An 18,668-nucleotide genomic window follows, 5' to 3' on the forward strand; every position below is an offset into this window, starting at 1 on the left:
AAAAAGTTTAATTATTACCGCCGCTTACGTTCCGCCCCCGATTTTCCGTGGGTTTACTCCGCCGGCGGCACGTAGCCTTCGGCCTTGGCGTATTCCTCGCCGGAGAAAAATTTATCCATCTCGCCCTGCAGATATTTGCGGTCTTCAGCATTCATCATGTTCAGGCGTTTTTCGTTGATCAGCAGGGTCTGGTGTTTCTGCCAGTCAGCCCAGGCCTTGGCCGAGACGTGTTCGAAAATATCCTGGCCTTTGGCGCCCGGGTACGGGGGGCGTTCCAGGCCCGGCAATTCTTCCTGGTACTTGCGGCACATTACGGTGCGGGTCATGACGACTCTCCTGCATTCAAGACTTCGGCCGCGCGCTTGAGCAGTGTTTTCACCGGGGCGGCAAGGCCCAGGCGCGGCGGGGTGGCGAGGTTATACCAGAGCCAGTCGGCCTCGGCGACGTGCAGCGCCGACTCTTCGACCCGGATCAGCCAGGGCTCGATGGCCAGCTGGAAGTGACTGAAGGTGTGGACCAGGCCGGGCATCTGCTGTTGCTGGCCCAGCTCCAGGGAGTGCTGCGATGCCAGGTGCGGGATGTCGTCCAGGCCATCCAGTTCCGGCAGGCTCCACAAGCCGCCCCAGAGGCCGCTGGAGGGGCGCCGATAAAGCAGGATGGCGCCTTCGCGGTTGGCCAGTAATGGCATCAGGGTGCGCTTCTGCGGCACCTCCTTGCGCGGCTTGGGAGTCGGGTAGCGGGTTTCCAGGCCGAGCATGTGGGCTTCGCAGCCGCGCTCCAGGGGGCACAGCAGGCAGCTGGGCTTGCTCCGGGTGCAGAGGGTCGCCCCCAGGTCCATCATCGCCTGGGTGTAGTGGTTGACCCGGCTGTGGGGCGTGAAGCGTTCCGCAGTGGCCCACAGCTGTTTCGCCACCTTGGGTTCGCCCGGGTATCCCTCCTGGGCGGTGAAGCGGGCCAGCACTCGCTTGACGTTGCCGTCGAGGATCGGCGCCCGCAGGCCCATGCTGATGCTGGCGATGGCGCCGGCGGTGGACAGGCCGATGCCCGGCAGCTCGGTGAGTTTTTCCACATCCCGGGGAAACTCGCCGCCGTACTCGGCCATGACGATCTTCGCGGTCTTTTGCAGGTTGCGCGCCCGGGTGTAGTAGCCCAGGCCGGTCCACAGGTGCAGCACTTCGTCTTCCGGGGCTTCGGCCAGGGCCTGCACCGTGGGCAGCGAGGCCATGAAGCGGTCGAAGTAGTTGAGTACGGTGCTGACCTGGGTCTGTTGCAGCATGATCTCCGACACCCACACCCGATACGGGTTGATGTCCTGCTGCCAGGGCAGGTCATGACGACCATGGCGGTCGTACCAGTCCAGCACCGCCGGTGCAAAGGCCTCGGCTCTCATCGCTTGAACAGCCCCTTGAGTGCGTTTTTCAGTTCCGGGCTGACCTTGTCACCCAGTTTTTCGTCGATCTTCTGTTGCAGGCGGTCACCGGCCAGCTTGGCGGCTACCTGGCCCAGGCCGTCCTTGTCCAAACGACAGGCCTTGGCCCCCAGCTCCAGTGGGCCGCGGCAGCGCAGGGGCAGTTCAACGCCGGCGAAGCGTTGGCCGACCTGGCAGGCCGGGTCCGGGTTATCGCTGAGGTCACCCTCGACGACGATGCCGACCCGGTAGTCCATGCCCAGCACCCGCAGGTCGATATCACCATTGCCGTTGACGGTCATGCCGGGGATGCGCACTTTCAGGTCCGGGTTGCTGGCCACGCCGTTGCGAAACGTCAGGTTGCCCTTGAGCTCCTGGAACGGTGTGTCCTTGCCCCGTGGCGTACTGCTGAGGTTCTTGCGGTTGAGCACCGCGATGCCCTGGCACAGCTGCTGTTCGATGTTGGCGTTGAGCAGCACGCCGTTGTTGATGACGAAGCTGGCAGTACCGTTGAGGTTGTCGATCAGCGCCTTCTGGCTGTTGCCGCTGCCGCTGAGGTTGCTGTTCAGGGTCACCAGACCTTTGACCGGAGGATTCTGGCCCTGGCTTTCGAGGATGCGTTCCACCGGCACGCGGTTGATCTTGGTCTGCAGGCTCAACTGCGGTGTGCTCTGGCGCACATCGAGATTGCCGCTGGCCTCGAAACTGCCGTTGTACAGCTCACCGCGCAGGCTGGACAGTTTGAGCAGGCCGCCCTGGCCGTTGGCCTTGAGCGCGGCATTCTGAATCGGCAGCTTGTCCAGGATCAGTTGGCCGAAGCTCAGGTCGGCGTCGACGTCGAGCTTGTTCAGGCGTTCCACCGGTAGCAGCTTGTCGGTGCTCCAGGCGCCCTTGGTCGGCGAGTTGGGCAGCGGCGTGGTGCCGGCGCCAGCCATGGCATCGGCTTCGCTGCTTTGCACTTCGGCCTTGCGCGCCGTGGCGGCACTATTGGCTTCGGCCGACTTGGGCGGCAGGTAGCGGTCGACGTTGAAGGTGTCGGCCTTGAGTTGGGCGCGCAGGGATTGCTTGGCGAAATCCTCGATCGCCAGGCGTCCGCTGAAGGTGCTGTCGTCGAGCTTCAGGTTCAGGTCTTCCAGGGCCAGGCTGCTGGGCGTGCCTTGCAGGCGGCTGACCAGCTCGACCTTGCTCAGACTGCCTTCGGCCATGGCCGGCAGGGTCTGGCCGATGCTGTCGACGAATTTCGCCAGGTCGAACTGGGCAATGGAGAGCCCGCCGCTGATCTGCGGGGTCTTGTCCAGATCATTGACCTTGAGTTCGCCCAGGGCGCGCAACTGGTTGAGGGATATTTTCAAACCGGTCCACTGGCCGACGTTGGCGGCCTTGTCCAGCAACAGCTGGCCCTGGGCGGCGAAGGTCACGGTCTTGCCTTGCAGCGGATCGCCGGTGGCCTCGCCGGACAGGCGCATGTCTTCGAACTGGTAGCGCTGCAGGGCGCGATCGAAGCGCAGCTCGCCATTGAGCTCGGTGCGTACCCGCACGGCAGGCTGGTTGCTGGCCAGGAATGCGGTGAGCTTGACCGGGGTGTTGCTGGCTTCGTGAATTGGCCCGGTGCTCAGTTGGATGCTTTCGGCGGTGAACTGCTTGCCGGTCTGTTCATCGTTGTACTCAACCCGGGCGTTGTTCACGGTCAAGCTGTCGATGTCCAGGCGGATGGGCTGCGAAGGCTTGTCTGTGCCGACGTTGGGCTGGCCCGCTTCGCCGGTGCTGGTGGCCGGGGTTTGGGCCTGCTTGTCGGTAGGGGCGGCCTTGCCGATGTCCTGCCAGTTACCGTGGCCATCCTTGTCGCGGTTCAGGCGCAGGTTGAGGCCTTCGACCCGCACATCGCTCATCTGCACTTCACGGCGCAGCAGCGGCAGTACCCGGACCGACAGGCCAAGCATCTGCAGGTCGGCGAAAGGTTGGGTCGGGTTGGCCAGGGTGGCTACGCCGGCGTCGTGCAGTTCCAGGCCGAGCCAGGGGAACAGGCTCCAGCCGATGTCGCCATTGAGCGTCAGCTCGATGTGGGCCTTGTCGCGGGCAATCTGGCGAATCTCTTCTTTGTAGTCGTTGGGATCAAACAGGTGGGTCAGGGCGAAGCCCAGAGCCACGATGATCAGCAACAGCCCGAGAATTACCAGACCCAGGATTTTGCCGAACGCTTTCATGGGCGAGTCCTTGTGTGTCGAATTCAAAATTTAGCCAGGGAGTATAACGCTCTGAACCTGGCGACTGGTCACCCATTGCTGTTAGAGGTTTTTCGTTGTAACGGCCATTTTTTTGCCAGAGGCCTGGCCTGCGGGCGAAGCAGTCGCGGGAAAAAAGGTGATGCCAGTTTGGGTATTTAGTTTGTCGCAAATGGTAACCTCTCGCGGTTCGTCCGTCCTTCTGCGACTGAATGTCGCGCCTGCCCAAAGGGAGCTTTACTCATAAAACGACCGCGCCTGCGTGCCAAGGTCGTCGCAGGGGAGTGGCCGATGAACAATTCTAATAATTGGGGGAAACATCCATGAGCTCTAGCACTGCGGTGGCCAGCCCGGCCGCTCAGCCAGCGTTCTTGTCCAAAGAGCGCATCATTGCCAAGCCCGGTTTCAACCGCTGGCTGGTCCCACCGGCCGCTCTGGCTATTCACCTGTGCATCGGCATGGCCTACGGCTTCTCGGTGTTCTGGCTGCCACTGTCCAAGGCGCTGGGCATCAGCGCGCCAGTGGCGTGCGCGCCGGGCATGGGCTTTATCGAGCAGGTCTTTTCGTCCCAGTGTGACTGGCCGATTTCCATGCTCGGCTGGATCTACACCCTGTTCTTCATCTTCCTGGGCTGCTCGGCAGCGATCTGGGGTGGCTGGCTGGAACATGCCGGGCCGCGCAAGGCCGGTGTGGTATCGGCGCTGTGCTGGTGCGGCGGCCTGCTGATCTCGGCGCTGGGGGTCTATACCCACCAGATCTGGCTGATGTGGATCGGCTCCGGGGTCATCGGCGGTATCGGCCTGGGCCTGGGCTACATCTCCCCGGTGTCGACCCTGATCAAGTGGTTCCCGGACAAGCGCGGCATGGCCACCGGCATGGCGATCATGGGCTTTGGCGGTGGCGCCATGGTCGGCGCACCTCTGGCCGCAGCCCTGATGAGCCATTTCGCCACGCCCACCAGCGTCGGCGTGTGGCAGAGCTTTTTGGTGATGGCCGCCATCTACTTCGTGTTCATGATCGGTGGCGCCCTGGCCTACCGGGTTCCGCCTACCGGCTGGAAGCCTGAGGGCTGGACCGCTCCGGCGAAAAAAGCCGCCAATGCGATGATCACTCACCGTCACGTGCACGTGAACGTGGCCTGGAAGACCCCGCAGTTCCGCCTGGTGTGGCTGGTGCTGTGCCTCAACGTATCGGCCGGTATCGGCATCCTCGGCATGGCCTCGCCGCTGTTGCAGGAAGTGTTCGCCGGCAAGCTGCTGGGCAACGATCTGAGCTTCAGCCAGCTGGACGCCGGGCAACTGGCGCAGATCGCCGCGATTGCCGCCGGCTTTACCGGTCTGTTGAGCTTGTTCAACATCGGCGGGCGGTTCTTCTGGGCGTCGTTCTCCGACTACCTGGGTCGCAAGAACACCTACTTCGTGTTCTTCGCCCTGGGCTTTGCCCTGTACGCGCTGATTCCGAACCTCGGCCATCTGGGCAATATCGCTCTGTTCGTGGCGGCGTTCTGCATCATCCTGTCGATGTACGGCGGCGGTTTCGCCACAGTGCCGGCCTACCTGGCAGACCTGTTCGGCACCCAGATGGTAGGCGCGATCCACGGTCGCCTGCTGACCGCCTGGGCGGCGGCCGGAGTGCTGGGGCCAGTGCTGGTGAACTACCTGCGTGAGTATCAGTTGAGCATCGGCGTTGAACGCGCCGCGGCGTATGACATCACGCTGTACATCCTGGCCGGTCTGCTGGTGCTGGGTTTCCTGTGCAACCTGCTGGTGCGCCCGGTGGCCGACAAGTACTTCATGACCGACGAGCAACTGGCGGCCGAGCAGGCCCTGGGCCATGACAAGGGCGCTGACAGCAGTGTCGTGCTGGAGTGGAAAGCTTCGTCCGCCAGTCTGCCGCTGGCGATCGCTGCCTGGCTGGTGGTGGGCATTCCCCTGGCCTGGGGGGTGTGGGTGACCTTGCAGAAGACGGCGGTGCTGTTCCATTGATGGCTTCGCCGGCAAGCCCGCTCCTGCTCAGGAGCCGGCTTGCCGGTGCACAAGGTGCCTCGGTCTTGTAGGCCTGGCACCTTCACCAGCAAGTCAGTTTCTACAGTTGTCATGACAGGTACAGCCCCGTAGCCATTGGCTGGCGCCCGTCAGGATATTGTCCAGCGTGTTTCTGTTTGGCCGCCGTCGGGCCTATACTATTCGCCTTTTTCGCCCAATGATTTTGCGGAGCTGGTGATGGCCGAACGTAAGGCATCTGTCGAGCGCGACACTCTGGAAACCCAGATCAAAGCCTCGATCAACCTGGATGGCACCGGAAAGGCCCGATTCGATATCGGCGTGCCCTTCCTTGAGCACATGCTGGACCAGATCGCCCGGCACGGGCTGATCGACCTGGACATCGAAAGCAAGGGCGACCTGCATATCGACGACCACCACACCGTGGAGGATGTCGGTATCACCCTCGGCCAGGCGTTCAGCAAGGCCATCGGCGACAAGAAGGGCATCCGTCGCTACGGTCACGCCTATGTGCCGCTGGATGAAGCCCTGTCCCGCGTGGTGATCGACTTCTCCGGCCGTCCCGGCCTGCAGATGCACGTACCCTTCACCCGCGCCACTGTCGGTGGTTTCGACGTTGACCTGTTCCAGGAATTCTTCCAGGGCTTCGTCAACCATGCCAACGTGACCCTGCACATCGATACGCTGCGCGGCACCAACACACACCACCAGATCGAGACCGTGTTCAAGGCCTTCGGCCGCGCGCTGCGCATGGCGGTGGAGCTGGACGAGCGCATGGCCGGCCAGATGCCGTCCACCAAGGGCGTGCTGTAATGCAGACCGTCGCCGTTATCGACTACGGCATGGGCAACCTGCACTCGGTGGCCAAGGCCCTGGAGCACGTGGGCGCCGGCAAGGTGCTGATCACCAGCGATGCCAACGTGATTCGCGAAGCCGACCGGGTGGTGTTTCCCGGCGTGGGCGCCATTCGCGATTGCATGGCCGAGATCCGTCGCCTGGGCTTCGACACCCTGGTGCGCGAAGTCAGCCAGGATCGTCCTTTCCTCGGAATCTGCGTGGGCATGCAAGCCTTGCTCGACCACAGCGAAGAGAACGAGGGCGTTGACTGCATCGGCCTGTTTCCCGGCCAGGTGAAGTTCTTCGGCAAGGGCCTGATCGAGGACGGCGAGCACCTGAAGGTGCCGCACATGGGCTGGAACGAAGTGCAGCAGGCGGTGGACCATCCGCTGTGGCACAACATTGCGGACCGGGCGCGCTTCTACTTCGTGCACAGCTACTACATCCATGCCGGCAATGCCCGGCAGGTGGTAGGCAGCGGTCACTATGGCGTGGACTTCGCAGCAGCGCTGGCCGAAGGCTCGCGTTTCGCTGTGCAGTTCCACCCGGAAAAGAGCCATACCCACGGCCTGCAGTTGCTGCAGAACTTCGCTGCCTGGGACGGTCGCTGGTAAATGGCGATCAAGAAATCCAAGCCGCCGATACTGCGCCTCACTGCCGAACAGGAAAGTGAGGCGACGCACAAGATCAAGCGCTTCATGGAGGAGCGCTTCGAGCTCGACCTGGGCTCGTTCGAGGCGGCGGAGATTCTTGAACTCTTTACTCGCGAAATTGCTCCGCACTATTACAACAGGGCGATTTTCGATGTGCAGACGCACCTCAAGGAGAGGTTCGAGAGCATCGAAAGCGATCTGTGGGCGCTCGAGAAAAATTGATTTTCGAGTGAAGCTGAACAATCGAATTTGAAGGTTTGCCAGATGCTGATTATTCCCGCTATCGATCTTAAAGACGGTGCCTGTGTACGTCTGCGCCAGGGCCGCATGGAAGATTCCACGGTGTTCTCCGACGACCCGGTGAGCATGGCTGCCAAGTGGGTTGAAGGCGGTTGCCGTCGTCTGCATCTGGTGGACCTGAACGGTGCCTTCGAAGGTCAGCCGGTGAACGGCGAGGTGGTTACCGCGATCGCCAAGCGTTACCCGAACCTGCCGATCCAGATCGGTGGCGGCATCCGCTCCCTGGAAACCATCGAACACTATGTGAAGGCTGGCGTGAGCTACGTGATCATCGGCACCAAGGCGGTCAAGGAGCCGGAGTTCGTGGCAGAAGCCTGCCGCGCTTTCCCGGGCAAGGTCATCGTTGGCCTGGACGCCAAGGACGGTTTCGTCGCCACCGACGGCTGGGCTGAAGTCAGCAGCGTGCAAGTGATCGACCTGGCCAAGCGCTTCGAAGCCGACGGCGTGTCCGCCATCGTTTATACCGACATCGCCAAAGACGGCATGATGCAGGGCTGCAACGTGCCGTTCACCGCGGCCCTGGCGGCGGCCACCAAGATCCCGGTGATCGCTTCCGGCGGTATCCACAACCTGGGCGACATCAAGGCCCTGCTGGATGCCAAGGCTCCGGGAATCATCGGCGCCATTACTGGTCGCGCGATCTATGAAGGCACCCTCGATGTCGCAGAAGCCCAGGCTTTCTGCGATTCGTACCAAGGCTGAGGACTCGCCATGGCACTGGCCAAACGCATCATCCCTTGCCTGGACGTGGATAACGGCCGGGTGGTCAAGGGCGTCAAGTTCGAGAACATCCGTGACGCTGGTGATCCGGTGGAAATCGCTCGTCGCTACGACGAGCAGGGCGCCGACGAGATCACCTTCCTCGACATCACCGCCAGCGTCGATGGGCGCGATACCACCCTGCATACCGTCGAGCGCATGGCCAGCCAGGTGTTCATCCCGCTGACCGTGGGCGGTGGCGTGCGCACCGTGCAGGACATCCGCAACCTGCTCAATGCCGGCGCGGACAAGGTCTCGATCAACACCGCGGCGGTGTTCAACCCCGAGTTCGTCGGCGAAGCGGCGCAGCATTTCGGCTCCCAGTGCATCGTGGTCGCCATCGATGCGAAGAAGGTCTCCGGTCCGGGCGAAACCCCGCGCTGGGAAATCTTCACCCATGGCGGACGCAAGCCCACCGGGCTGGATGCGGTGGAGTGGGCGAAGAAGATGGAAGGCCTGGGTGCTGGCGAAATCCTCCTGACCAGCATGGATCAGGACGGCATGAAAAACGGCTTCGACCTGGGCGTGACCCGGGCCATCAGCGATGCGCTGGGGATTCCGGTGATCGCTTCCGGCGGCGTTGGCAACCTCCAGCATCTGGCCGACGGCATCATCGAAGGCCACGCCAGTGCGGTGCTGGCGGCGAGCATCTTCCACTTCGGCGAATACACGGTTCCCGAGGCCAAGGCCTACATGGCTCAGCGCGGGATTGTTGTGCGATAGCCACTGGACAGCATGGCGTGCTCGCGGCACTCTTGGGCACGCCATGGATTCTGGTATCCCGTCATGTTCAAACGTCTTCTTGTGGTTGTCGCCAGCGCTTCTCTGCTCCTTGGCAGCTTGGCCCGCGCCGCTGAAACCGCCGACACCTCCCTGGTGCTGCTGACGGAAAACTTCCCCCCCTACAACATGGCCAAGAACGGCAAGAACTTCGCTCAAGGCGAGAATATCGACGGTATTGCCGTGGATATCGTCCGCGAAATGTTTAAGCGTGCCGGGGTCAACTACAGCCTGACCCTGCGCTTCCCTTGGGAACGCATCTACAAGATGGCTCTGGAGCAACCCGGCTATGGCGTGTTCGTCATGGCGCGCCTGCCGGACCGCGAACGGCTGTTCAAGTGGGTCGGCCCCATCGGCCCGGATGACTGGATCATGCTGGCCAAGGCCGGCAGCAAGATCACCCTCGAATCCCTGGAGCAGGCGCGCAAATACAAGATCGGCGCCTACAAGGGCGATGCCATTGCCGAGACGCTGACCAAGCAGGGCCTGGCACCCCAAGTGGTGCTGCGCGACCAGGACAATGCCAAGAAGCTGGTGGCGGGGCAGATCGACCTCTGGGCCACCGGCGACCCGGCCGGACGTTACCTGGCCAAGCAGGCAGGCATCACCGGTCTTAAGACCGTGCTGCGCTTCAATAGCGCCGAGCTGTACCTGGCCCTGAACAAGGACGTGCCTGACGAGGTAGTGGACAAGCTTCAGGCTGCTCTGGAGCAGATGCGCAAAGAGGGGATGGTGGAGGAGATCATGGGGCGCTATCTCTAGATCAGCGGCAAGTTGCAAGCGGCAAGCTACAAATAACAGCAGGTCGGCGGCGCGTTGGCTTGCAGCTTGAGGCTTGCCGTTGCCCTATCTGTACTTGCCGTTCTTGCCATGCCCGGCCATGGCTTCGTTGCTGCGCAGGCTGATCATCGACTTGATATCGATCCATTCGATGCCCTGGGCCTTGAGCTTGGGCAGTTCGCGTTCGAGCACGGCCAGGGTCTGGGGATAAGGGTGGCCGATCATCACCGCCGAACCCTGTTTGCGCGCCAGCTTGATCGCCGTCTGCAATTGCTGGGCAATTGCCGTCTCGGTGCGCTCGTCATCCAGGAACACATCCCGGGAAACACTGGCCAGACCGATCTTCTGCGCTTGTGCGGCGGCGACTGTCTGGGCGCTGGTGCGGCTGTCGACGAAGAATTTGTGGCGGCGCTGCAAGTCGGCCATCAGCCAGGCCATGGCCTGGGGCTGGGCGGTCATGCGGCTGCCCATATGGTTGTTGATGCCACTGGTGTAGGGCACGGCCTGGAAGGCGGCGTCCAGGCGTTTTTGCAGCTCTTCGATGGGCAGCTCGGGGTGCCAGGCGAAGGGGCCGGTGGCCGGGTCCATGGGCATGTGCAGGATGACGATCTTGCCGGCGCGATGGGCCTCACGGGCGAATTCGGCAGCGTGGGGCGTGTCGGGCATGATCGCCGTGGTGACCGGGCCGGGCAGGGCCAGTACGCGGCGGTCACGGGGCAGGTTCTGGCCGAGGTCGTCGATGATCAGGCTCAGGTAGGCCTTGGGCGCAGCTGGTACTGCGGGTTCGGTAGCGCGGGCCTGGGAAAGGGGGGCCAGGCACAGCAGGGCGAACAGCGGAGCCCAGAGCGAGCGGAACAGCGTGTGGCGGTGGGAAATCATGAGGGTCGGGGTCGGGCCTTATAGGGAAATGGGCGCCCTGGCAGGCGCTTCGCTGGCAAGCCAGCTCCTACGCAAACCGGCTCCTGTAGGAGCCGGTTTACCGGCGAAGGGTTCAATCACTTGCCGCGAGTGATGCTCAGCCCTTTGAGCAGGCTCAGGGCCTGGGCCAGCTGGTAGTCGTCATCCTGCGGCATCGGCTTGGCCTTGCTCGACGAGCCGCTCGGCTTGTCGGCACCACCGTTGCCGTTGCCCAGGTGGCCCTGCAGGTCAGCTTCCTTGAAGTACTCGCCGTCCTGGGCCTCGCTGGTGATCTTGGCGCGGCGTACTTCGATGTCCGGAACGATGCCCTGGGCCTGGATCGAGCGGCCGTTGGGGGTGAAGTACAGGGCGGTGGTGATCTTCAGCGCGCGGTCGTTGTTCAGCGGCAGCACGGTCTGCACCGAGCCTTTACCGAAGCTGGTGGTGCCCATCAGCACCGCGCGTTTCTGGTCCTGCAAGGCGCCGGCGACGATTTCCGATGCCGAGGCGCTGCCGCCGTTGATCAGCACCACCATCGGCACGGCTTCGCTTTCGTCCTTGCCGGTGGCGGAGAAGCGCAGCTCGGAGTTGGCGATGCGGCCTTTGGTGTAGACGATCAGGCCCTTGGTGATGAAGTGGTCGACCACTTCCACCGCGGCCTGCAGCACGCCGCCCGGGTTGTTGCGCAGGTCGAGGATGATGCCGTTGAGCTTCTTGCCGTTGTCCTTGCGCAGCTTGGCCAGGGCCTTGGAGACTTCCTCGCCGGTCTTGACCTGGAACTGGGTGATGCGGATGTAGCCGTAGCCCGACTCCAGCAGCTGGCTCTTCACGCTCTTCACCTGGATGGTGGCGCGGGCCAGGGTCACGTCGAACGGCGTGCCGCCGTCGCGCACCAGGGTCAGGGTGATTTTCTGGCCGATCTTGCCGCGCATCTTGTCCACGGCTTCGGTCATGGTCTGGCCACGGGTCGGCTGGCCGTTGATCTTGACGATCAGGTCGCCGGCCTGGATGCCGGCCTTGGACGCTGGAGTGTCGTCGATGGGCGAGACCACTTTGATAAAGCCGTCTTCGGCGCCGACTTCGATGCCCAGGCCGCCGAACTCGCCGCTGGTGCTTTCCTGCAGTTCGGCGAAGTCTTCCGGCCCCAGGTAGGCCGAGTGCGGGTCGAGGTTGCTGAGCATGCCCTTGATGGCATTCTCCAGCAGGGTCTTGTCATCCACGGGTTCGACATAGGCCGCCTTGATCCGGTCCATGACCTCGGCAAAGGTGCGCAGTTCTTCCAGCGGCAAAGGTGCCTTGGTGGTCGCGGCGGTCGCTGATTGAGCGGTTTCGGCGGCAAACGCCAGAGGCGCTCCGATCACCAGGGCGATCGTCAGGGCCAGCGAGGTAAGGCGGGACAAATGCAGCATGTCGAACGAACTCCTAATTTAGATGCAGCGCTTATCCTTGCGCGTGGCACCACTGTGCCGGGTCGCTGGGGCGGCCCTGCTGACGAATTGCAAAGTACAGCGCAGGAGTGTCCTGTCCGCCACTATTGCCCACTGTGGAGATGGACTCTCCGGCCTTGACCACATCACCGGCTTCTTTGAGCAGTGTCTGGTTATGTCCGTAGAGACTCAGGTAACCGTTGCCATGATCGAGGATCACCAGCAGCCCGGCGCCGCGCAGCCAGTCGGCGAACACTACCCGGCCACCGTGCACGGCGTGCACCTGGCTGCCGGCGGCGGCGCTGATCATCACCCCGTCCCACTTGGAACGGGAGTCGTCGCCACGGGTTTCACCAAAGCGTGCCAGCAGTCGACCATCAACTGGCCATGGAAGTTTTCCCCGGGCTGCAGCAAATGCACCGCCGAAGGAAGGGCCGGCGCTGGAAACCAAGGCGCCCGGGCTTGATCTGACGGGCTTGCGCGGGGCATCGCTGGCGTCGGCCTGGGCCTCACGTAAACGCTTTTTTTCGGCTTCCTGCTGGGCGATCAGCGCTTTCTGACGCGCCTCTTCTGCCTCGCGAGCCTGGCGAGCCAGGGTTTCTTCAATGGTTTTCAGGACTTTGGCCAGGTCGGCCTGGTCCTGTTCGCGGGCCTTGAGCTTGTCGTCCCGGGCCTTCACGTCGTTGTTCAGCTTGGCCAGGGCCAGCTGGCGCTCCTTGCGCACTTTGTCGAGTTCTTCACGCTGAGTGTCGAGGCTGCTCTTCTGCACCAGCAACTGGGCCTGTTGCAGGGAAATGTCCTTTTCCACATTGGCCAGCTGACGCAGGGTCTCGTTGAAATTCTTCAGCTGCTCCAGGCGCGCCTGGCTCAGGTAGTCGTAATAGGTCAGGGTGCGGGCGAATTTTTCCGGATTCTGCTGGTTGAGCAGCAGCTTGAGGTATTCCTGGCGCCCGTTCTGGTAGGCCGCGCGGGCCTGGATGGCGATCAGTCGTTGCTGTTCAGTGCGCGCGCTCTGGAGTTTTTTTTTCTCCTCATCGAGTCGCTGCAGCTCGGATTCGCTTTTCTTCAGCTCTTTCTGCAGGGCTTCGACCTGCTTCTCCAGCTTGCCCATCTCGGTCTCGGTGCCGCGCAGTTCTTTCTGCACACCGGACTTTTCTTCCTGCAGCTTGCCCAGCAGCTTTTTCAGCTCGGCAATGTCCTGACGCGTGGCGTCCAACTGTTGTTGGGTTTGCGCGCGCTCATCGGCAAAAGCCGGTTGGAGCAGGCAGATCAGAGCAAGGGCAATCAGGGCGCGAAGCATAGAGGCGGGCGACACCAGGGAAAGGGACGGTCTAGTATGCCCGCCCATCGCTGCAAAAAAAACGCCTCAAAGCCAACTGCTTTGCGGCGTTCGTCATAAAAAGCCGTTTCCGGGCGGTTATTGGGCCATTTGCTATCAGGGTGCAGGTGGTTATTGCCGCAAACCTCGATCAAGCAAGGCCCGTTCGCTGGCGTGGCTGGCGGCTGATCGCCGTTGGCAATCAGCCGTGGGTGAGCGCCTGGCTGGGTTGCCGTGCTGATTGCGCGTCGATTTCCGGCGCCGATTGCGGTGTGAAAGCCTGGCCGTCTTGTCGGGTTCGCAACACCACGATGCCCGGGATGTTCTGCACGTATTCCATGAAGGGTGAATCCATGACCTCGCGTTGCATCTTCTTGGACGATGCATTGCGCAGCACGGGGCCGTTGGCGGTGTTGATGAAGAGCCCGGTATGGGTGACGTCCAGGCCCGCAAGATGGGTGTAGATGCCGATGTAGTCGCCAGTCTGCAGGCGGCTGAGCACCTGCTCGTCAATCGACGTGCTGGGTATGTAGGTAATGTCGCGGTCGACCAGGGGCAGGCCTGGCAGGTACAGGTCCCCGTTGGCCTTTTGGTTGAGGTGTTTGGTCACGGTCACCGCATCTGCGCTCAACTGCGCAGTCAGGTCTTCGGTCAGCGGTTGCCCGGCATGCGCCCAGTCCGTGAAGAAGTGCCGGCGGTCTGCATAGTGCACGCCGTCGCCGGTATAGCGGGTCTGGATGAGGTTCTTGATGAAGCTGTCCTGGTCGGTGGATTTTCGCAGGGCCTCGACGTAATCCAGGTAGGTGAAGCAATCCAGGCCCCTGAAGTCGACGACCAGCTTCTCTGCCAGGGTCGCCGAGCCCTGCAACATGTTCGCTGCGTAAGGCGTGTGCATGAACGCCCGTGAAATCTGCTCGCTCAGTTGGCCCGTGCTTTGCGCCCCGGCCTGTTGGCGAACCTTGAGCAGGGCGTTCAGTTTCTCGGCGGTGTAGCTGTCCATTTCTACCGAGGGGCGCTGATCTTCGAACGCAGCCACTTCAGCTGTGTGTTTGTGTTCAACAGGAGCGGGGCTGGCGCAACCTGCGAGAACGGAGGCTAAAAAAAATACAGCGGTCTTGTTCATTCGGTTTCTCCAGATGCTGCACAATCGTAACTGATAATTATTACTATTTGTGCGGCAGTGCTGCGGGTGGTGCTGCCTGGGTGCGCTCATCAGCTGGAGAGGCTGCGAGGCAAAGGCTGCTGCTGATACGCAAACGCCCGATACGGCGTATCGGGCGTTTGTGCAGGAAACAGCCAGCTTCAGTTTCAGGCGTCCAGCAGTATCGACTTGCCGGTCATCTCTTCAGGCTGCGCCAGGCCCAGCAGTTTGAGCATGGTGGGCGCCACGTCCGCCAGGACCCCGCCTTCACGGACTTTCAGCGCACGCTTGCCCACATAGATGAAAGGCACCGGCTCGGTGGTGTGAGCGGTGTGGGCCTGACCGGTGGACTCGTCGGACATTTGCTCAACGTTGCCGTGGTCGGCGGTGATCAGGGCTTCGCCGCCGACCTTTTCCAGGGCGTCGACGATGCGCCCGACACATAGGTCCAGGCATTCCACGGCTTTCACCGCAGCTGCGAACACACCGCTGTGGCCGACCATGTCGCCGTTGGCGTAGTTGACGATGATCACGTCGTAGCGCTGGTGCTCGATGGCATCGACGATCTTGTCGGTGACTTCAGGAGCGCTCATCTCTGGCTGCAGGTCGTAGGTGGCGACTTTCGGCGACGGAATCAGGATGCGTTCTTCACCCGGGAACGGTTCTTCACGGCCGCCGGAGAAGAAGAAGGTCACGTGAGCGTACTTTTCGGTTTCGGCGATGCGCAGCTGGGTCTTGCCGTTTTTCGCCAGATAGTCGCCCAGCACGTTTTCCAGGCTGCCTGGAGCGAAGGCCGCCGGCGCGGGGATGCTGGCGGCATACTGGGTGAGCATGACGAAGCCGGCCAGTTTTGGCTGGCGTGCGCGTGCGAAGTCCTTGAAGTCGTCCTCGACGAAGACTCGGGTCAGCTCGCGGGCACGGTCGGCGCGGAAGTTCATGAACACCACGGCGTCGCCGTCTTCGACCTTGACCGGCTCGCCGATGGTGGTGGCCTTGAGGAATTCGTCGCTCTCTTCACGGGCATAGGCGGCTTGCAGGCCTTGCTGGGCGGTGGCGGCGTTGAACTGGCCCTGGCCGTCGACGATCAGGTTGTAGGCCTGGGCCACACGGTCCCAGCGATTGTCGCGGTCCATGGCGAAGTAACGGCCGATCAGGCTGGCGATGCGGCCCTTGCCCAGGGTCTTGAAGGTCTCGTCCAGCAGTTCGATGGACGACTGGGCGCTTTTTGGCGGCGTGTCGCGACCATCGAGGAAGGCGTGCAGGTAGATCTTTTCGGCGCCGCGCTTGAAGGCCAGTTCGGCCATGGCGATCAGGTGGTCCTGGTGGCTGTGCACGCCGCCGTCCGACAGCAGGCCGAGGATGTGCACGGCCTTGTCGGCGGCCACGGCCTTGTCCACGGCCGCGCAAATGGTCGGATTCTCGAAGAACTCACCGTCACGGATGGCCTTGGTCACCCGGGTGAAGTCCTGATACACCACGCGACCTGCGCCCAGGTTCATGTGGCCGACTTCGGAGTTGCCCATCTGTCCGTCCGGCAGGCCGACGTCCATGCCCGAACCGGAGATCAGGCCGTTGGGCATGCTGGCGCACAAGCGGTCCAGGACTGGCTTCTTGGCCGCATAGACGGCATTGGATTCGTGGCTCTCGCTGTGACCGAAGCCATCCAGAATCATCAGGACCAAAGGTTTAGGCGTGGTAGTCATGGCGTCCACTCGTGGCTGGATAGGGAAGTGTTGAAAAAGGAGGTGTGGAAAAACGGAGTGGCAGTTTAAAGCGAAGTTCCAATGGCGTCACCGCCGGGCGGGGTTTGGCCGACCTTGAGGGCTGTGTATACTGGCCGACATTTTAACGCCCTGGAACCTCCTTAGATGGTTGCTCACCTGATTCAATTCGCCACTGAACACTACTTGCTCGTCGGCGCCTTCGCCATCCTGCTGGCTCTGTTGATCGCTCATGAATTGAGCCGCGGTGGCCGCAGCCTCAGCACCCGTGAACTGACTGCGCTGGTCAACAGCGAGCAGGGCGTAGTGATCGATATCCGTCCGTCCAAGGACTTCGCCGCCGGCCACATCGTCGGCGCGCTGAACATTCCCCAGGACAAGCTGGCCGCCCGCGTCGGCGAGCTGGAGAAGCACAAGGCCAAGACCATCATCCTGGTGGATGCCCAAGGCCAGCACGCCGGCACCCACGCCCGTGAGCTGCTGAAGTCCGGTTTCACCGCGGCCAAACTGTCTGGCGGTGTGTCCAGCTGGAAAGCCGACAACCTGCCATTGGTGAAGTAATGCCCAAGGTCATCGTCTACTCCAGTGATTACTGCCCTTATTGCTCGCGGGCCAAGCATCTGCTCGGGAGCAAAGGCGTAGCCTTCGAAGAGATCAAGGTCGATGGCAAGCCGCAGGTGCGCGCCGATATGGCTCAGAAGGCCGGACGCACGTCCGTACCGCAGATCTGGATCGGTGCCACCCATGTAGGTGGTTGTGATGATTTGTTTGCCCTGGAGCGCGCCGGCAAGCTCGACGCGCTGCTGGCGGCCTGAAATTCCTAACCCTATAGACCCCAAGATCAAGAAGGATCTGAGATGACTGACCAACAGAACACTGCTGCTGCCGAAGACGAAAGCGCACCGCAATTCTCCCTGCAGCGCATCTATGTGCGTGACCTGTCCTTCGAAGCGCCGAAAAGCCCGGCCATCTTCCGTCAGCAGTGGGAGCCAAGCGTCGGCCTGGACCTGAACACCCGCCAGAAAGCCCTGGAAGCCGACTTCCACGAAGTGGTGCTGACCCTGTCCGTGACCGTGAAGAACGGCGACGAAGTGGCCTTCATCGCTGAAGTGCAACAAGCCGGCATCTTCCTGATCAAGAACCTGGACGAGGCTTCCATGAGCCACACCCTGGGTGCCTTCTGCCCGAACATCCTGTTCCCTTACGCTCGCGAAGCGCTGGACAGCCTGGTAACCCGTGGTTCGTTCCCGGCGCTGATGCTGGCTCCGGTGAACTTCGACGCGCTGTACGCCCAGGAACTGCAACGCCTGCAGTCCGCCGGCGAAAACACCGTTCAGTAAGTACGGGTTGCGGTACGAAAAAAGCGCCTGTAATGGCGCTTTTTTCATGCTCGGGCGTCAGCTGTCCCAACCCTGTAGCCGCTGCCGCAGGCTGCGATCGACCACGAAGTGGGCGCCGTGATCGCGTATGCAAGAAGGCCCTTCGGGCCTTGTCGCAGCCTGCGGCAGCGGCTACAGAGAAGGGTTACTTGAAGCCCAGTTGCCGCCAGCCTTCATAGACGGCCACGGCTACGGTGTTGGACAGGTTCAGGCTGCGGCAGCCTTCGCGCATGGGCAGGCGCAGGCGTTGTTCGCCGGGCAGGGCGTCCAGTACGTCCGCCGGCAGGCCACGGCTTTCCGGGCCGAACAGGAAGGCGTCGCCCTCCTTGAAGCTGGCGTCATGGAAGGGCCGCGAGCCCTTGGTGGTGAAGGCGAACAGGCGCGGATGGCCGAGGCTTTCCAGGCAACTGGCGAGGTCGGCATGGCGTTGCAAGGTGGCGTATTCGTGATAGTCGAGGCCGGCGCGGCGCAGGCGCTTGTCGTCCATTTCGAAACCCAGCGGCTCGATCAAATGCAGGTGGCAGCCGCTGTTGGCGCATAGCCTGATAACGTTGCCGGTATTCGGCGGTATTTCTGGTTGAAAGAGGATGACGTGAAACATGCACGGCTCCGAAGAGAAAGACAGGCTGCATTCTACGCCTGAAGAAGACCCGCGACCGAAGCTAATGCCGAAGGTATTCGGCTCCCTGGCGATTGTCGGGGTGATGGTGGGGCTGATGATTGGCCGCCTGACCCAGCCCGATCCTGTGGAGTTGCAGCAGGTCGAGGTGGCCGCTGATGGCCTGGTGCTGTGGTTCAACCATGAGCCCAAGGTTCACGGCGAACATATCGACGGCGCCGTGGCGTTGCTGTTCGACGCCCAGGGGCGCGGGCAGAACGGTCAGCTACAGGTCAATCAGAAGAATGTGAACTGGCGGGTGCGCCTGGCGGACCGGGGCTTGCTGCTGAACCTGGTGGCCGCCCGGCCGCTGCGGGGCGATTGGGCGGGTAGCGAGGTGGAGGGGCGCTGGCGCCTGGCGATCCACCTGCGGGAGGAATAAAAG

General features: G+C 62.4%; 20 protein-coding genes. 11 read left to right on the forward strand and 9 right to left on the reverse strand.

Features of this window, described 5'->3' with window-relative positions; all coding sequences use genetic code 11:
* Window positions 1-53: 53 nt before the first annotated feature.
* From KHO49_RS02810 to KHO49_RS02820, 3 genes are read right to left on the reverse strand one after another with little or no spacing between them, the layout of a single operon-like run.
* Window positions 54-326: an oxidative damage protection protein gene (locus KHO49_RS02810; protein ID WP_047301095.1), complete on the reverse strand. Its 273-nt coding sequence runs from the start codon at window positions 324-326 to the stop codon at window positions 54-56.
* Window positions 323-1,390 carry an A/G-specific adenine glycosylase gene (gene mutY / locus KHO49_RS02815; RefSeq protein ID WP_213664585.1) on the reverse strand — a complete coding sequence of 356 codons (1,068 nt, stop codon included), beginning with the start codon at window positions 1,388-1,390 and terminating at the stop codon, window positions 323-325. The genes KHO49_RS02810 and mutY overlap by 4 nt, the downstream gene beginning before the upstream one ends.
* Entirely contained in the window at window positions 1,387-3,612 is a 2,226-nt protein-coding gene (locus KHO49_RS02820; RefSeq protein ID WP_213664586.1) for an AsmA family protein, read from the reverse strand. The genes mutY and KHO49_RS02820 overlap by 4 nt, the downstream gene beginning before the upstream one ends.
* 341 nt (window positions 3,613-3,953) lie before the next feature.
* Here KHO49_RS02820 and KHO49_RS02825 point away from each other — a divergent pair, with 341 nt between their 5' ends.
* The 7 genes from KHO49_RS02825 (at window position 3,954) to KHO49_RS02855 (ending at window position 9,724) form a co-directional block, all read left to right on the forward strand.
* Window positions 3,954-5,615, forward strand: coding sequence for an OFA family MFS transporter (locus KHO49_RS02825; RefSeq protein ID WP_213664587.1), 1,662 nt, complete (start codon window positions 3,954-3,956; stop codon window positions 5,613-5,615).
* A gap of 237 nt (window positions 5,616-5,852) precedes the next feature.
* The gene (hisB, locus tag KHO49_RS02830) at window positions 5,853-6,446 is read left to right on the forward strand and encodes an imidazoleglycerol-phosphate dehydratase HisB (protein ID WP_011058736.1); all 594 of its coding nucleotides are present in this window, start codon (window positions 5,853-5,855) and stop codon (window positions 6,444-6,446) included.
* Entirely contained in the window at window positions 6,446-7,084 is a 639-nt protein-coding gene (hisH, locus tag KHO49_RS02835) for an imidazole glycerol phosphate synthase subunit HisH (protein ID WP_110595364.1), read from the forward strand. Before hisB ends, hisH begins: the two co-directional genes overlap by 1 nt.
* The gene (locus KHO49_RS02840) at window positions 7,085-7,345 is read left to right on the forward strand and encodes a DUF2164 domain-containing protein (RefSeq protein WP_102862732.1); all 261 of its coding nucleotides are present in this window, start codon (window positions 7,085-7,087) and stop codon (window positions 7,343-7,345) included.
* A 42-nt stretch (window positions 7,346-7,387) separates the two neighbouring features.
* The gene (gene hisA, locus KHO49_RS02845; RefSeq protein ID WP_007921811.1) at window positions 7,388-8,125 is read left to right on the forward strand and encodes a 1-(5-phosphoribosyl)-5-[(5-phosphoribosylamino)methylideneamino]imidazole-4-carboxamide isomerase; all 738 of its coding nucleotides are present in this window, start codon (window positions 7,388-7,390) and stop codon (window positions 8,123-8,125) included.
* A gap of 9 nt (window positions 8,126-8,134) precedes the next feature.
* Window positions 8,135-8,905, forward strand: coding sequence for an imidazole glycerol phosphate synthase subunit HisF (gene hisF, locus KHO49_RS02850; protein WP_015633827.1), 771 nt, complete (start codon window positions 8,135-8,137; stop codon window positions 8,903-8,905).
* 63 nt (window positions 8,906-8,968) lie between these two features.
* Window positions 8,969-9,724, forward strand: coding sequence for a substrate-binding periplasmic protein (locus KHO49_RS02855; RefSeq protein WP_102882132.1), 756 nt, complete (start codon window positions 8,969-8,971; stop codon window positions 9,722-9,724).
* Window positions 9,725-9,808: 84 nt separating this feature from the next.
* Here KHO49_RS02855 and KHO49_RS02860 read toward each other — a convergent pair whose 3' ends face one another.
* The 5 genes from KHO49_RS02860 to gpmI form a co-directional block, all read right to left on the reverse strand.
* Window positions 9,809-10,621, reverse strand: a complete 813-nt coding sequence (locus tag KHO49_RS02860) for a divergent polysaccharide deacetylase family protein (RefSeq protein ID WP_110595365.1) — start codon at window positions 10,619-10,621, stop codon at window positions 9,809-9,811.
* Window positions 10,622-10,737: 116 nt separating this feature from the next.
* Entirely contained in the window at window positions 10,738-12,048 is a 1,311-nt protein-coding gene (locus KHO49_RS02865; RefSeq protein ID WP_110595366.1) for a S41 family peptidase, read from the reverse strand.
* A 31-nt stretch (window positions 12,049-12,079) separates the two neighbouring features.
* The gene (locus tag KHO49_RS02870) at window positions 12,080-13,366 is read right to left on the reverse strand and encodes a murein hydrolase activator EnvC family protein (RefSeq protein ID WP_213664588.1); all 1,287 of its coding nucleotides are present in this window, start codon (window positions 13,364-13,366) and stop codon (window positions 12,080-12,082) included.
* A 220-nt stretch (window positions 13,367-13,586) separates the two neighbouring features.
* Complete coding sequence (locus tag KHO49_RS02875) at window positions 13,587-14,507, reverse strand: DUF1460 domain-containing protein (protein WP_213664589.1); 921 nt, start codon at window positions 14,505-14,507, stop codon at window positions 13,587-13,589.
* Between the two features lie 185 nt (window positions 14,508-14,692).
* Window positions 14,693-16,228, reverse strand: a complete 1,536-nt coding sequence (gene gpmI / locus KHO49_RS02880; RefSeq protein WP_213664590.1) for a 2,3-bisphosphoglycerate-independent phosphoglycerate mutase — start codon at window positions 16,226-16,228, stop codon at window positions 14,693-14,695.
* 165 nt (window positions 16,229-16,393) lie between these two features.
* On the opposite strand from gpmI, the gene KHO49_RS02885 reads away from it, so the two are divergent.
* The 3 genes from KHO49_RS02885 to secB are packed head-to-tail and all read left to right on the forward strand — an operon-like array spanning window position 16,394 to window position 17,586.
* Window positions 16,394-16,807 carry a rhodanese-like domain-containing protein gene (locus tag KHO49_RS02885; RefSeq protein WP_102862740.1) on the forward strand — a complete coding sequence of 138 codons (414 nt, stop codon included), beginning with the start codon at window positions 16,394-16,396 and terminating at the stop codon, window positions 16,805-16,807.
* Entirely contained in the window at window positions 16,807-17,061 is a 255-nt protein-coding gene (grxC, locus tag KHO49_RS02890) for a glutaredoxin 3 (RefSeq protein ID WP_102882126.1), read from the forward strand. Before KHO49_RS02885 ends, grxC begins: the two co-directional genes overlap by 1 nt.
* A gap of 42 nt (window positions 17,062-17,103) precedes the next feature.
* Window positions 17,104-17,586, forward strand: coding sequence for a protein-export chaperone SecB (gene secB / locus KHO49_RS02895; protein ID WP_016963308.1), 483 nt, complete (start codon window positions 17,104-17,106; stop codon window positions 17,584-17,586).
* A gap of 184 nt (window positions 17,587-17,770) precedes the next feature.
* On the opposite strand, the gene trmL is transcribed toward secB, so the two are convergent.
* Window positions 17,771-18,226, reverse strand: a complete 456-nt coding sequence (gene trmL / locus KHO49_RS02900; RefSeq protein ID WP_016963309.1) for a tRNA (uridine(34)/cytosine(34)/5-carboxymethylaminomethyluridine(34)-2'-O)-methyltransferase TrmL — start codon at window positions 18,224-18,226, stop codon at window positions 17,771-17,773.
* Between trmL and KHO49_RS02905 the strand changes: the two genes are divergently transcribed.
* Window positions 18,225-18,665 carry a hypothetical protein gene (locus KHO49_RS02905; protein WP_102862742.1) on the forward strand — a complete coding sequence of 147 codons (441 nt, stop codon included), beginning with the start codon at window positions 18,225-18,227 and terminating at the stop codon, window positions 18,663-18,665. The two genes, trmL and KHO49_RS02905, sit on opposite strands and share 2 nt — an antisense overlap.
* Window positions 18,666-18,668 lie beyond the last annotated feature (3 nt).

It is taken from the genome of Pseudomonas sp. RC4D1 (genome assembly GCF_018390395.1).
GTDB classification, from domain to species: domain Bacteria; phylum Pseudomonadota; class Gammaproteobacteria; order Pseudomonadales; family Pseudomonadaceae; genus Aquipseudomonas; species Aquipseudomonas danubii.

Bases quoted from the DNA above. Each gene is read 5' to 3' on its own strand.
- hisA (WP_007921811.1), top strand. From the start codon at position 7,388: ATGCTGATTATTCCCGCTATCGATCTTAAAGACGGTGCCTGTGTACGT.
- KHO49_RS02865 (WP_110595366.1), bottom strand. From the start codon at position 12,048: ATGCTGCATTTGTCCCGCCTTACCTCGCTGGCCCTGACGATCGCCCTG.
- KHO49_RS02860 (WP_110595365.1), bottom strand. From the start codon at position 10,621: ATGATTTCCCACCGCCACACGCTGTTCCGCTCGCTCTGGGCTCCGCTG.
- secB (WP_016963308.1), top strand. From the start codon at position 17,104: ATGACTGACCAACAGAACACTGCTGCTGCCGAAGACGAAAGCGCACCG.
- KHO49_RS02855 (WP_102882132.1), top strand. From the start codon at position 8,969: ATGTTCAAACGTCTTCTTGTGGTTGTCGCCAGCGCTTCTCTGCTCCTT.
- KHO49_RS02820 (WP_213664586.1), bottom strand. From the start codon at position 3,612: ATGAAAGCGTTCGGCAAAATCCTGGGTCTGGTAATTCTCGGGCTGTTG.
- KHO49_RS02810 (WP_047301095.1), bottom strand. From the start codon at position 326: ATGACCCGCACCGTAATGTGCCGCAAGTACCAGGAAGAATTGCCGGGC.
- KHO49_RS02875 (WP_213664589.1), bottom strand. From the start codon at position 14,507: ATGAACAAGACCGCTGTATTTTTTTTAGCCTCCGTTCTCGCAGGTTGC.
- trmL (WP_016963309.1), bottom strand. From the start codon at position 18,226: ATGTTTCACGTCATCCTCTTTCAACCAGAAATACCGCCGAATACCGGC.
- gpmI (WP_213664590.1), bottom strand. From the start codon at position 16,228: ATGACTACCACGCCTAAACCTTTGGTCCTGATGATTCTGGATGGCTTC.
- KHO49_RS02840 (WP_102862732.1), top strand. From the start codon at position 7,085: ATGGCGATCAAGAAATCCAAGCCGCCGATACTGCGCCTCACTGCCGAA.
- KHO49_RS02905 (WP_102862742.1), top strand. From the start codon at position 18,225: ATGCACGGCTCCGAAGAGAAAGACAGGCTGCATTCTACGCCTGAAGAA.
- grxC (WP_102882126.1), top strand. From the start codon at position 16,807: ATGCCCAAGGTCATCGTCTACTCCAGTGATTACTGCCCTTATTGCTCG.
- mutY (WP_213664585.1), bottom strand. From the start codon at position 1,390: ATGAGAGCCGAGGCCTTTGCACCGGCGGTGCTGGACTGGTACGACCGC.
- hisB (WP_011058736.1), top strand. From the start codon at position 5,853: ATGGCCGAACGTAAGGCATCTGTCGAGCGCGACACTCTGGAAACCCAG.
- KHO49_RS02870 (WP_213664588.1), bottom strand. From the start codon at position 13,366: ATGCTTCGCGCCCTGATTGCCCTTGCTCTGATCTGCCTGCTCCAACCG.
- KHO49_RS02825 (WP_213664587.1), top strand. From the start codon at position 3,954: ATGAGCTCTAGCACTGCGGTGGCCAGCCCGGCCGCTCAGCCAGCGTTC.
- hisF (WP_015633827.1), top strand. From the start codon at position 8,135: ATGGCACTGGCCAAACGCATCATCCCTTGCCTGGACGTGGATAACGGC.
- KHO49_RS02885 (WP_102862740.1), top strand. From the start codon at position 16,394: ATGGTTGCTCACCTGATTCAATTCGCCACTGAACACTACTTGCTCGTC.
- hisH (WP_110595364.1), top strand. From the start codon at position 6,446: ATGCAGACCGTCGCCGTTATCGACTACGGCATGGGCAACCTGCACTCG.